Origin of the sequence: Roseovarius aestuarii (genome assembly GCF_019966515.1) — a bacterium.
Taxonomy (GTDB): domain Bacteria; phylum Pseudomonadota; class Alphaproteobacteria; order Rhodobacterales; family Rhodobacteraceae; genus Roseovarius; species Roseovarius aestuarii.
On record NZ_JAIMIB010000007.1, the window covers coordinates 64,678 to 77,778 of the forward strand.

Here is a 13,101-nt window from a genome sequence, read left to right on the forward strand (position 1 = left end):
AGAAATAGGCGAGGAAAAAGTTGGTGCATTGTGTACCGCCGGGCGTCTGCTAGCCCCAAGAGGTATCGACATGAGTAATGAAACGAAATTTAATTCGCTGACGCAAAAACCGACAAATAGGGTTTTGCAAAAGTATATGACCCGACATCTGAACCGCTTCTGCCGCGATGAAGACGGCGCGGTTGTAGCGTTCATGCTCGTAATGTTTGTGGTGTTCCTGATGATGGGCGGCATCGGTATCGACACGATGCGTCACGAAATGGAACGCACGCGTATCGCCGCTATTGCAGACGCCGCCTCGCTCGCGGGGGCCACAGCCCCAAATAACGCAGCGGCGGAAACGGTGGTACGTGACTACTTCGAAAAGATCGGCATGGCCGATGCCCTGGAAGATTTTGGCCCAGATGACATCGACATTACGTTGAACACATCCAAGGTTACCGTGAACACGTCGATCGAAGTCGATACATATTTGATGCAACTCATGGGCGTTGACACGCTGAGCGCGTCAGGAACCGCCACTGCTGAAAAACGCATTCCGAAACTGGAGATTGCATTGGTGCTCGATGTGTCGGGCTCGATGGCAGGCGACAAGCTCACAGACCTGAAGAAGGCCGCGAAAAAATTCGTGACGACCATGCTGGAAAGTGCCGATCCGGGCGACGCGGTGATTTCGATCGTCCCGTTCAGCTTTGGCGTGACACCGACCATAAATATGTTTGAAGCTCTGAATGTGATTGAGAGGCATTCTTATAAGAGTATAGGTGCCACCTGTATCGTCTTCCAGGACGATGATTTCGAAGATACGGCAATCGATCCGTTACAACCCTACGTACAGCAGATCTACACTTCGCGCTATGACGTTAGCGGCGGGTTCAACACGCTGAATGATTCGTGGCGCTCATGCTACAACGATGCTGCGCATGAGATTTTACCCTATTCCATCAATGAAACTGCATTGCACAACAAGATCGATGCCCTGCAGGCTGACGGCAATACATCGGGCAACGAGGGCATCAAATGGGCCGCAGGCTTGCTTGATCCCGCCTTTCGCCCCGTCACGACGCAGCTGATCGCGGACGGCGATGTCGCCAACACCTTGACCAACGTGCCCGCAAGCTACTCCGAACCCGAGACTCAGAAGGTCATCGTGATGATGGGTGACGGTGCGAATACATCATCCTATTTCTTCGACGACCCGAATGATCTGCTGGACCCCAGCACTGCGGACAGCCACACTCAGGCCGACTATCGCGGGCCGAATTCAGATCTCTACGAGGTTAAATACCAGAACAACGGTAACCCGGTGTCGGCCTACTTCATCTATTCGAGCGTCTACAATGACTACACGGATATCGACGATGTCCACAGCAGTCAGTACCTTACCCAAGCCGAGTTCGATGATCTGGAAAACACCCTGACCAACTACCAGGAAACCATCCGCCTGGATTGGGAAGAAGCCTGGGGGTTGATGTCGCCGGACTACCATAAATCGGCAACTGGCGTTAACAGTGCCTATAATGACTATGCAGATAGCGGACGCGTCACCGGCTCGATGAAAAACACGCGGATGGACGCTTCATGCACTGCTGCCCTGGGACAGAATGTCGTGATCTACACAATCGGCTTTGATGTTCCCCAAGGTGGTACTGCCGAGCAAGAACTGGAAGATTGCGTGGGCGCCGACAACAAAGACAGATACTACCGTGCCTCCGTGTTCGGCAATGGCGACCCCAATTCCGGCCTGTCCATTGCAAGCGTCTTTGGATCGATCGCGTCGAGCATTCAAAACCTGAGGTTGACGCAATGAGACATCTGTTGGGTAAATATCTCAGGCGTTTCCGCCGGAGCGAGGACGGAAACGCGTCGGTCGAATTCATCATCATCGCGCCGCTTTTCATTACGCTGGTGACGATGTCGATTGAACTGGGTTTCGTGACCATCCGTCACACCATGCTGGAGCGTGGACTGGACATCGCTGTCCGCCAAATCCGCCTGGGAACGGGTGATCCCGGCAACCACGATCAGATCAAGCAGGTCATTTGCGACAATTCTGTCGGGGTTCTGCTGGATTGTGACGGCCAGTTGCGGTTGGAAATGCAGCCCGTCGACCCGCGCGCTTATGCAACGCTGGATGCAACGCCGAAATGCGTGGAAAATGCCCACTCGGTAGATCCCGTGGACTACGACACCGACTTCACAAGCGGCACCGCAAATGAGCTTATGGTTCTGCGTGCCTGTTATCGGTATGACCCGATTTTCCCGACCGAAGTCATGGGCAGTGCGATGACAAAGGACGATGACGGAAAACCCTTTATCGTATCGACGACTGCCTTCGTTCAGGAGCCTCTTTAAAATGGAAAAGTCTTTTTGTCACAGAGTGATCCGCAGGTTTTGCGGCGAACGGGATGGCTCGGTCATGGTGGAAACCGTGATCACCCTGCCCCTGCTGGTTTGGGCCCTTGTCGCTACCTGGGAATTCTTCGAAGTACATCGCTACAGAAGTGCCCGCGAAAAGGCCACCTACACGATCGCGGACCTGATTTCGCGTGAACAAGGCATCGAAGACGTCTACATCGACAATGCGATGTCCTTGTTTGACGGGATCAGCAATGACAACGGCAACAATCAGCTCCGTATCTCCGTCGTCGTTTTCGAAACCAATGATCCGGACGACGCCAACGACAACGAATATTGGATTCGCTGGTCCGAGGTGCGCGGCAATGGCGGCTTCACTGCACTCACAACCAATGACGTGCGTAACTCATTCGATACCTTGCCGATCATGAATGACGGTGAAGACCTGATCCTTGTCGAAGCGGCATCTACCTACCAGCCGGTTTTCAATGTCGGTCTCAGCGGCAACGTACAAATCGATACGCGCCTGTTCACCAAACCGCGTTTTACCGAACAGCTCTGCTATGAAGCGCAGTCCTGCTATCAAGCACCATCCTAGTGAGGGCGGCTTGCAATCATGGCCGAGATCATCTCGGCCATGGCTTTGGTCTGCGGGGCTGAGGTAACACCACCCACGCCGATGCGATCACCCAGTGACCACCAAAGTCCCGGCCGCCAGCGGCGCGGGGCTTTGGTTTTCAGCCGCAGCATGAAGCCGTTCGAGGGCTTGAAGGCAAACATGCCTCGGTCCATCGACCGGATGTCGCCCGTCTGTGCGATCACCGTGCCATCGCTGCTACGAAGCTCGGTTTCCGTCAGTTCCAGCCGGTGACGCGTGACCTCCCACATCCGGTAGGCCATCCAGACCGCGCCGGCCCCGAAACCAAGAAGAAAGATAGCCCAGGCCGGGTTTGACGGCGGCTGCGACAGGGCCACGAATATCAGCATTGTCCCAAGCAGGCCCAGCACGCTCACCCCGAAAACACGGCGCGGTGCCGAGGCATGAATAGCCATCAGAATATCGTCGTCCATTGCGTCCTCTCCCTTGGCATTGGCCTTACCCGGTTTGCCAGAGATATACGAGAGAGTACCCGGCGACGGGAGAGAGGAAATGCTCTGATCCGGATGAATTTCCCGACCTAACCTGCCTCAGCGGTCAGGTGAACCTTTTCACTGGCCACCTGAAGTCATCCCTGCTGCACCAGACCCGGTCAGCTGTGCAGAACAGAGGGCCAGTTGTCATCGGCCCGTGCAACATTGCCCGGAATATCTCGCTGCCACAATGCGCGTACCGAGGTGTCGTAGTTCAGATAGAGCTTACCGTTATTGATCGTCCAGGCATCAGGCTCGGTCTTGGCGATAGCGTTTTTCGACAAGGCATAAGCGCAATAGCCACCATACTGAGGCGCGAAATCTTCAGGCGCGCTTTCAAATGCCGCGCGGTTATCGGCATCGGCAAACTGCCATGTGGCACCTTGCCAACTTACGGTATGGGCGGCTTTGCCCTTCACCGGCGCATCCGCGCGGAAATAGGCCACGGGATCATAGCCGTTTATCGCCACCCCGCCCCTGGCAAAAACCGCAGGTGTTGCGGCAAAGACGGGACTGCTTAGCAACGCCACAGTGGGTATTGCGGCGGAAAGGCTCATAAATTGGCGGCGAGTCAGCATATCTTTTCCTTTTCTGTCAGCAACTCTTGCCAGCAGAATGGTATCGCCACGCCCGCCGTGAAAGGCCCCTTGCGCGAATGTGATGCGCCGTGTTGGCGCTTTGGGCGTGGATCACGCCGACGGGGCGGCACGCGGAGACTCCGGCCAGGCCGATACCTCGGTGACCTCACCTTCAGGCCGCGCCAGAAATAGCTGCGCGTGGAAATACCCCTCGGTTTCAAAGCCTTCCGTGTCGTGACCCCGCGCTTCGGCATTTGCGATGGCGCGGGCCTGTTCGTCGTCATCGGCAAAGCGTCGATGGCGAAACGGCGGCACGCCGAGCTTTTCAACCACCAGTCCGTTCTCCTGCATCACCTTCAGCGCTTCAGCGGTATCGTTGCCGCGTATGGGGGCTGTAATTACCCAAGGGGCACGGCCCCGCGCACCGTCCAGCACCCGCGCCAACGCTGCGGGCAACATATGGGCGACACTGCCGCATTCGATCACCAGGTCGGTCACAGCAAGCGCCTGACTCAACCCGGCACTCGGATCATCGGCCTGCAGGTTCTCTGCAAAGACCTGGTCGAAAATGCCAACGGCCTTGGCATAATCCAGCGCCTTCTCCGCGATGTCGATGCCCACGTAAGTGTCAGCCTCGCCCGGTCGCCGATGCCCCGCATACCAGTCCCGGTCGGCGGCGATGACCGCCTCGGGCGTAGCGTTATCGAACCAGTCGTCGCGATAGCGCATCAGCACGTCATTCAGCGTAATCCGGTGCCGGGTCAACGCGCCGCCAATCCCGTAGCCGCTGGCAAAATCCACGATACAGGCATCCGACACCCCCCGCACCCGCTTCAGCTCTGCCAGCACCGCCCGGAACGCCGCTGCCGCATGATGCGCCGTGCGGAACCCGGCATGATCCATCGCCCGGTAATAGGTGCTGCAGTCCGGCAGATTGTAGATATCGTCAAAAATAGTGACGATCTTCTGCTCGCGCTGTCCCTCATTTTCAATCATATTCTTTCTTTCTTCGCTGCGGGGCTGACCCGACAAATCTGCAACCTCACGCATATAGGCACAAGCGCAAATGAGCGCGCGCCAATCGCGCAGATGTGAACACAACCCGTGATTGAAACACGTTTTCGTGCCCTAACCCGAACGTGATCCCCGTGTGACCACGCACATAGTTACCATCAATCTCACAATGCGCGCTCGCGCTTCAGGGACAGGGCCGATGAGTTTCACCGAAAGCAAACGCCTTCAGGGAATGGTACCAACCGACAAGGTCCGGCAAAACCTGCCACTGGTCACCATCGGGGCGATTTTTGCGTGGCTGGCGGTCATCGTATATGCCTCGTCGAACTCCATCGTCACGCTTCTGGTGGATATCGGCAAGGCCAATCCGGTGGCCTCGGGGCGTAACGCCATCACCTATTGCAACCTGCTGTTTCTCGGATCGCTCATTTCAGTGGTGCCCATGGTGATGCTCTTTCACAAGGACTGGACACGCAAGAAACTTGCCAGGCTGTCCCGACATGACTGGGCTATTCTGACCGTCTCGGCCTTTCTGTCCTCTGCGGTGACGCCGGGGCTGTTTTTCTATGCGCTTGAACATACCACGGTGACCAATGTGATCCTGATCGGCCGGATCGAACCGCCGCTCTTCCTGCTCGCCACATGGGCCTTTCTGAACGAAGACCTGAATCCCTGGGCGATGTGGGCCGGGCTGGTGGCGCTTGTCGGCGCCGTGGTGATGATCGGCATGCGCGGCAACGGTGCGCTGTTCACGTTCGGCGCGGGCGAATTGGCGACCATCGCCGCCACGCTTTCATTCATCGCCTCGACCATCGTGACCCGCGTTGGCCTGAAGGGCGTACCGCTCGGTATCTTCTCGGTGTATCGCACGGTGCTGGGGACGGCACTTTATTTCCTGCTTGCGATGTATCTCTTCGGGCCCGGGCATTTTCAGGATCTCTTCGCGCCCGTTGTGCTGAAATGGATCTGGATTTACGCCATCGTGGTGATCGTGATCGGGCAGTTCTCATGGAACCTCGGGCTGAAATATGCACGATCAGGTGATGTCTCGCTGGCTACGTCGTTTTCGCCACTGGCCGCGATCATCATCGCCATGTATCTGCTGGGCGAAGACCCCGGTCCCGGCCTTGTTCCTGGCGGGCTGATCATTTTGGCCGGCATCGCCATCGGGCAAATCGGCCGCCGGCACAGCCGCCAGGCCGGCCGTCGTGCCAGCGGCGAGGCGCTGGAGCATGAGGGGAAGCTGAATTTCAAAGGCGCCTGATCCTCCCGCAACTCCTTGATTTGTTACACATCAGCACGCGGGCGTGACGCAAACCACCCGTCTGAAACATTGTTTCGCCGCCTAACCGCAACGTGATGCATTTGTGACGGCGATACCGGTGCATGATGCTTGACCCAGCGACGACAGCCCCCCTATGCAGGTATAACGCTTGCAACAGGACCAACATCATGAGCACCGCAGAGACGCAACAGAACACCGGCATGTCCAAGGCGATGATGGGTACCTTATTGGTCTGGTTGGCGGTAATCGTCTACGCCTCTTCCAATTCCATCGTCTCGCTTCTGGCCGATATCGGGCGCCAGAACACGGTCATGGGCCGCAACGCGGTGTCGCTTTGCAACCTTCTGTTTCTGGGCAGCCTGATTTCCCTGGTGCCGATGGTCTTCATGTTCTACGGCGACTGGACGCGCGAGAACCTTCGCAAGCTTTCCCGCAAGGACTGGGGGGTACTCACCCTCTCGGCCTTCCTGTCCTCTGCGCTGACCCCGGCGCTGTTTTTCATCGCGCTTGACTACACGTCCGTCACCAATGTGGTGCTGATCGGCCGGATCGAGCCACCGCTCTTTCTGCTCGCCACGTTCTTCTTCCTCAAGGAAAAGCTTGACCCCTGGGCCTTTGCCGCCGGACTGATCGCACTGGTCGGCGCGGTGGTGATCATCGCGCTCAAAGGTGACGGCGCGGCATTCACCCTTGGCAAAGGTGAGGTCGCGACCATCTTCGCCACGCTCTCCTTCATTGCCTCGACGCTGGTCACGCGGGTCGGTTTGCAGGGGATACCGCTGGGTATCTTTTCGATCTACCGCACGGTTCTGGGCACGATCATCTATTACTTCCTGGCGCTCTACCTGTATGGCCCAAATCACTTTCAGGACCTGTTCCAGCCCATCGTGCTGAAATATGTTTGGGTCTACGCGATCATCGTCATCATCATTGGCCAGTTCGCGTGGAACCTCGGGCTGAAACACGCGCGCTCGGGCGACGTATCGCTGGCCACTTCGTTCTCACCGCTGGCGGCACTGGTGATTGCGATGGTGCTTCTGGGTGAAGATCCCGGCAAGGGTCTGATCCCCGGCGGACTGATCATCCTGGCGGCCATCGCCGTGGGTCAGTTCGGCCGCATCCGCAGCCAGCGTACTGAACGCCGCGCCGCCGAGGCGGAAGAGGCCCGCAAACAGGCCACGGATGTGGACATGCGGACAGATGAAGCGCTGGCGCATGAGTCGCGTATCAACTTCAAGGGCGCCTGACCGATCGGCACAAGCCAGCGATCGCCGATCTCGTTCTGAGGTATGCATTTCCGGACAATGGGTCATCGGTGCACGAAGATCATCGGATTTGATCCGGCGCCGACCGGCAACGCTAGGATATATCGCCTGAGGGCAGATAGGTTTCGAATACTTCTCGCGGCAAAGCGTCGGAGTTGCCGCGATCCAACCGGGCCAGCGCCGCCTGCTTGACTGCCAGCCCTTCAGCGATATCAAGGCCGGTATCGGCGCGGAAATCCGCTATCTCATATCCATCCGGATCGACAGACAGCAGCAGGATATCAGCATCGACATCAAGCGCTTCCTGCATGGCGAGCGCCGTCCGCACACCGTCCTGCTGCCCTGTCGATGGATGCGGCGCGATCAGGTGCAGGCAAGAAGACGTATCAGCGGGCCTGAAACCCGCCGCATCGCCGAAAGGCCGCACAGCAGCCGTGGGGAAAACCTGCAACGCCTCGTTCAGCACCCGCCCCGCGCTTGATCCGGGATTGCGCAAGAAGACAGTTACTCTCCCACCCGCACGCAGATGCGCGACCAGCCTGCCCAGGCAACCCGTGATCACCTGTGTCGCACTTTCTGCCAGCACCACGATCTCTTCGGTGATCCGCAAATCCCGCTTGCGCAGGAAAAACCCCATGATCACTTCGGTCATGGACGCGTAATGCGATGGGTCACGGGGATTGTTCGCGATCCTGCCGATATCAGCCTCAGCCACCCCGGCCCCCGACGCATGAACCCGCAACAGCACGTCAAGATCAGCGGCATAGCTACCCACGAGTTCAGGCAGCGCAATCAGCGACCGATCAAAGGCGTAGATGCCCGAATTCGGGGCCAACAGCCCGCCAAGCCCGGGATACATCTGCCGCAACGCGGGGATCACCAGATAGCGTGTCATCGGCATCGGATCGCGCGGATCCTGCCATATTCCCTTGACCAGCCCGACCCCTGGCGCACGCGCCTCGATCATGCGCGAGAAGAGCGACATGTCGAACCGGTCCAGATCGGCGTCAACCTTGATCACCCAGTCATTGCGCGCCGCGATAAACCCGGCCCGGATCGCATGGCCCATGCCCGGCTGCGCCTCGGCCACCACCCGCGCACCCGCCGCCGCGGCCACCGATGCGGTTTCGTCGGTCGAATTGTTGTCGACCACGATCACCTCGTCGATCTTCGGCAGCGCCGCCATGGTTTCGATCACCCTGACAATCGTCCGGGCTTCATCCTTAGCGGGCACCACGACGGAAACCGGCGCGTCAATCGAGTCTTTGTCGGTCACAACACTCTCATCCCGGCACCAGCGTGCCATTGTCCAGACGCAGCACCCGGTCCATCTTGGCGGCAAGCTCCAGGTTATGCGTGGCGATCAATGCCGCCAGACCGGTACCGCGCACCAGCTCCACCAGCGCCTGAAACACCTGATCCGAAGTCCCGGGATCAAGATTGCCGGTGGGTTCATCCGCCAACAGCAACCGCGGCTGATTGGCCAGCGCCCGGCAAAATGCCACCCGCTGCTGTTCGCCCCCCGACATGGCCGAGGGCCGGTGCCCGGCGCGTTCGGCCACTCCAACGCGGGCCAGCAGGTCATATGCGCGCATCTCGGCCTCATCACGGGCCACGCCATTGGCAAGCTGTGGCAGGACGATGTTTTCCAGCGCGGTGAATTCCGGCAGCAAATGATGAAACTGATAGACGAACCCCACGTCACGCCGCCGCGCCACCGTCCGACGCCTGTCGCTCAACCCGGCCATATCGGTCCCGCCAATCTGCACCGCGCCGGTGTCGGCGGTATCCAGCAGCCCGGCTATATGAAGCAATGTCGACTTGCCAGCGCCCGATGGCGCCACCAGCGCCACCATCTCGCCCGGCGCGATCTCGAGGTCGGCACCGTTCAGCACTCGAACCTCGTTGCTCTGCCCCCGATTATAGGCCTTTTCCACGCCGCGAAGCGCCAGCATCACCTCACTCATAGCGTAACGCCTCAACCGGGTTCATCCGCGCTGCGCGGCGCGCCGGAAAGATGGTAACGACAAAACTCAGTCCCAGCGACAACGCCACGGCTGACAGCACGTCGCCCATCTGTAACTGCGCCGGTAAGTGGTAAATGCCCCGGATCGATGGATCCCAGGCCTGCCCACCCGACAGCACATTCACCAGCGAGAAGATCGGATCGATATAGATCGCAAAGAGGCATCCCAGAATGACGCCGAAAAACGTCCCAATCATCCCGGTGAAGGCGCCACAGATAAAGAACACCCGTAGCACCGAGCCTTCGGTCAGCCCCATGGTGCGCAGAATGCCGATATCGCGGCCCTTGTTCTTGACCAACATGATCAGCCCGCTGGTAATGTTCATCGCCGCAATCAGCACAAGGATCGACAGGATGATGAACATCACGTTGTCCTCGATATCAAGCGCCCGCAGAAAGCCGCCACTGGCATCGCGCCATGTCCAGACCTGAGACAGTTCACCCGCCGCGCCCAGCAGATCGGCCGTCATGTTATCCACCGCCTCGGGCTGCTCGACCATTACCTCAAGCTCGGTCGCCCGCCCCTCGCGGTTGAAATAACTCTGCGCCTCGGCGAACGGCATGTAGATGCGCGTGCGGTCGATGTCATAGCGCCCAGCGGTAAAGACATAAGCCACGTCATAAACCTTGACGCGGGGCGTCGCTCCCAACGGGGATTTCACCCCTCCCGGCAGGATCAGCTTGATCTTGTCGCCGACGGTAATACTGAGCTCTCGCGCCACGCCTGACCCGATGGCTACGGTGGCCTGCTCCGTGTCCGGTATCACCCGAAAAGCGTCAATGTCACCGATGCCGGTCTCAGGATTGTTGATCCGCGGGATGGTTTTGAGGTTTTCCGGCGAAATTCCGAAAACCTGAACACCGGCATTCCGGTCCCGCGAATTCGCCATAACCTGCCCCTTGACCAGCGGGGCCACCCGGGTGACGCCCGGCACCGCGCCGACCCGCTCGGCCATGGCATCATAGTCGTGCAGGGTACGGTCGATATGGCCTGTCTGCTCGTTGATCGTTCCGGCGTTATAGAGCGTCACATGGGCATTCGCGCCCAGGATCGTATCGACAAATTCAGCCCGAAAGCCCGACCGCACCGCGAGTGTCGCGATCAGTGCGAAAACCGCCAGCGTGATCCCAATCAGGCTGATCCATGTCATCACGCTCACACCACCCTCGGCGCGTTTGGCGCGCAGGTAGCGCCAGGCGATCATCCACTCGAAAGGGGCAAAGGGGGCTGGGCTTGCTGCCACGATGAAACCTCGGTTTTTGTCTGGCGCGGACAGTGCGCGCGGACCGTCGGAAGGTCAAGATCATCACGAAGTGAATCAGGCGGGCGTGGCAGGTTTCCGTCCTTCCCATTCGCTTCTTTTCGGAATGCGTCAGGACCAAGTACGTTTTCCACGTACAAGGCGTACGTTCTGTACGTTTTCAGACCGTGGCACGGCGGAGTCGGGGCAATGCGGAGAGAAGGATACGCAAGCCCCCTATAAGGCCGGCCCCCGCCAGGAATCCCGCCAGTCCAAACCCGATACCCTCCATCGTGACCGGCATCGCAGGGCGGAAATCATGCCATGCCTTCCGGGCGACATCCGGATCGGTCATGCGCCAGAAATATGTTACCTTTTCCACCGAAGCTTTGCCGCGTAACGCTCTTAGATCATTCGAAAGTTTTTCATGTCGGTGAAATACGCGCTGCATCGATTCCGCGCGCGCCTCTGCCATCCCGCCTGCCTTGGCCATCTCCGACAGCGCAATCTGGCGGGTCAGGTTAAGCTCGGACGCGTCCGCGTCAAACCGCTCGACCACACGCGAAAGTTCGTCGACCGCCCCCGCAAGCCGCTGCGTATATTGTTGGGAATACTCGGGAAATTGCGACAACACCACGGCCAACGACAACCCGCCGACCAATGCCACGGCTCTCAATACCATCTCTTACCTGCCTCTTTTTTTGCAGGCAGTATAGCGACTTTAGCGCGGATCAGAAATCCCTACCGATCGCAAGATATATTACAGCCCCGAAACGCGGTGCCCGGCGTATATTTTCGCAATCTTTTCAACAGCCTGCTCGGGTGGCAGCTCTTCGCTTTCACCACTGCGGCGGCTGGTCAGTTCAACCACACCATTCTTCAGCCCGCGCGGCCCTACAGTGATGCGCCAGGGCAGACCGATCAGGTCCATCGTGGCGAACTTACCACCTGCGCGCTCGTTCCGATCATCGTATAATGCTTCCAAACCAAGTGCTTGCAGGGCGTTGTAAAGGCTCTCACAGGCCGCATCAGCCTCAGCATCGCCCTGTTTCAGATTGACGATCCCAGCGTGATAGGGCGTGACCCCCTCGGGCCAGATGATGCCCTTTTCGTCATGGCTGGCTTCAATAATCGCGCCCACCAGACGGCTAACGCCAATGCCGTGGCTGCCCATGTGTACCGGCACCGGTTTGCCATCGGGCCCCTGCACCGTCGCGCCCAGAGGTTCGGAATATTTGGTGCCGAAATAGAAAATCTGACCCACTTCGATTCCCCGGGCCGAGCGACGCCTCTCTTCTGGAATTTCATTGAACTTCAATTCATTATGGGTTTCATCCGTACGCGCATAAAGCGCAGTGAACTCCTCCATGACGGCGCGGCACTGATCCTTGTCATTGTAATCAATATCGCGTTCGCCCAGCCTGATATCGGTTACGGCGCTGTCATAGAACACCTCGGATTCGCCGGTATCTGCCAGCACCAGAAACTCATGGGTATCGTCCCCGCCGATGGGCCCGCTATCGGCGCGCATCGGAATCGCCTGAAGGCCCATACGCTCATAGGTGCGCAGGTAACTGACCAGATGCCGGTTATAGGCGTGAAGCGCATCTTCTTTCGTCAAATCAAAGTTGTAACCGTCTTTCATGAAGAACTCGCGACCCCGCATAACCCCGAACCGAGGCCGCACTTCGTCGCGGAATTTCCACTGAATCTGGTACATCGTCAGTGGCAGATCCTTGTAGCTGCCGACATGGGCGCGAAAGATGTCGGTGATCAGCTCTTCCGCGGTCGGGGTGAACAGCATGTCGCGGTCGTGCCGGTCCTTGATGCGAAGCATCTCGGCCCCGTAGGCATCGTAGCGTCCGCTTTCCCGCCACAGGTCAGCCGATTGGATCGTGGGCATCAGCATCGCCATGTGACCCGCCCGAGCCTGTTCCTCATGGACAATATTTTCAAGCTTTCTCAATACTTTGAAACCCATGGGCAACCAGGAATAGATCCCGGCGCTGGCCTGTTTAATCATGCCAGCACGCAGCATTAGCCGGTGGCTGACAATCTGGGCCTCGGCAGGGTTTTCTTTGAGCACGGGCAGAAAATAGCGGGACAGGCGCATGGGTGAACCTCGGGAAACTGGCATTTCAACCCGTTTATGGCTTTGCGATAAGGCATACAAGACACCACACCACGGTTTTCACCGCGATCC

At 58.4% G+C, this 13,101-nt stretch carries 13 protein-coding genes; 5 read left to right on the forward strand and 8 right to left on the reverse strand.

What is annotated here, in order from left to right:
* The first annotated feature begins 136 nt into the window (after window positions 1-136).
* Genes LC334_RS10440 through LC334_RS10450 form a run of 3 tightly spaced genes read left to right on the forward strand, consistent with a single transcriptional unit; the run spans window position 137 to window position 2,956 of the window.
* Entirely contained in the window at window positions 137-1,810 is a 1,674-nt protein-coding gene (locus LC334_RS10440) for a pilus assembly protein TadG-related protein (protein WP_085800542.1), read from the forward strand.
* Window positions 1,807-2,355, forward strand: a complete 549-nt coding sequence (locus LC334_RS10445; RefSeq protein WP_085800541.1) for a TadE/TadG family type IV pilus assembly protein — start codon at window positions 1,807-1,809, stop codon at window positions 2,353-2,355. The genes LC334_RS10440 and LC334_RS10445 overlap by 4 nt, the downstream gene beginning before the upstream one ends.
* A 1-nt stretch (window position 2,356) precedes the next feature.
* Entirely contained in the window at window positions 2,357-2,956 is a 600-nt protein-coding gene (locus LC334_RS10450) for a TadE/TadG family type IV pilus assembly protein (protein WP_085800540.1), read from the forward strand.
* Here LC334_RS10450 and LC334_RS10455 read toward each other — a convergent pair.
* The 3 genes from LC334_RS10455 to LC334_RS10465 all read right to left on the reverse strand — a co-directional run bounded on the left by LC334_RS10455 (window position 2,953) and on the right by LC334_RS10465 (window position 5,063).
* Window positions 2,953-3,429 (reverse strand): hypothetical protein, encoded by a 477-nt coding sequence (locus LC334_RS10455; RefSeq protein WP_085800539.1) that lies wholly within the window; start codon window positions 3,427-3,429, stop codon window positions 2,953-2,955. The genes LC334_RS10450 and LC334_RS10455 overlap by 4 nt on opposite strands.
* A gap of 179 nt (window positions 3,430-3,608) precedes the next feature.
* Window positions 3,609-4,046, reverse strand: a complete 438-nt coding sequence (locus LC334_RS10460; protein WP_223412948.1) for a YHS domain-containing (seleno)protein — start codon at window positions 4,044-4,046, stop codon at window positions 3,609-3,611.
* A gap of 132 nt (window positions 4,047-4,178) precedes the next feature.
* Window positions 4,179-5,063 carry a hypothetical protein gene (locus LC334_RS10465; RefSeq protein WP_085800602.1) on the reverse strand — a complete coding sequence of 295 codons (885 nt, stop codon included), beginning with the start codon at window positions 5,061-5,063 and terminating at the stop codon, window positions 4,179-4,181.
* A 217-nt stretch (window positions 5,064-5,280) separates the two neighbouring features.
* On the opposite strand from LC334_RS10465, the gene LC334_RS10470 reads away from it, so the two are divergent.
* Complete coding sequence (locus LC334_RS10470; protein ID WP_223412949.1) at window positions 5,281-6,345, forward strand: DMT family transporter; 1,065 nt, start codon at window positions 5,281-5,283, stop codon at window positions 6,343-6,345.
* A gap of 188 nt (window positions 6,346-6,533) precedes the next feature.
* Entirely contained in the window at window positions 6,534-7,613 is a 1,080-nt protein-coding gene (locus LC334_RS10475; protein WP_085800537.1) for a DMT family transporter, read from the forward strand.
* Between the two features lie 112 nt (window positions 7,614-7,725).
* Here the strand turns inward: LC334_RS10475 and LC334_RS10480 are convergent, their stop codons facing one another.
* From LC334_RS10480 to proS, 5 genes are all read right to left on the reverse strand, one after another.
* Entirely contained in the window at window positions 7,726-8,907 is a 1,182-nt protein-coding gene (locus LC334_RS10480; RefSeq protein ID WP_176237690.1) for a glycosyltransferase family 2 protein, read from the reverse strand.
* 7 nt (window positions 8,908-8,914) lie between these two features.
* Window positions 8,915-9,598 (reverse strand): ABC transporter ATP-binding protein, encoded by a 684-nt coding sequence (locus tag LC334_RS10485; protein WP_085800535.1) that lies wholly within the window; start codon window positions 9,596-9,598, stop codon window positions 8,915-8,917.
* A complete protein-coding gene (locus LC334_RS10490; protein WP_085800534.1) occupies window positions 9,591-10,901 on the reverse strand; it encodes a lipoprotein-releasing ABC transporter permease subunit in 1,311 nt (436 codons plus the stop codon). The genes LC334_RS10485 and LC334_RS10490 overlap by 8 nt, the downstream gene beginning before the upstream one ends.
* 178 nt (window positions 10,902-11,079) lie before the next feature.
* Complete coding sequence (locus tag LC334_RS10495) at window positions 11,080-11,580, reverse strand: DUF2937 family protein (RefSeq protein ID WP_085800533.1); 501 nt, start codon at window positions 11,578-11,580, stop codon at window positions 11,080-11,082.
* A gap of 78 nt (window positions 11,581-11,658) precedes the next feature.
* Window positions 11,659-13,011, reverse strand: coding sequence for a proline--tRNA ligase (gene proS / locus LC334_RS10500; protein WP_085800532.1), 1,353 nt, complete (start codon window positions 13,009-13,011; stop codon window positions 11,659-11,661).
* Window positions 13,012-13,101: the final 90 nt, after the last annotated feature.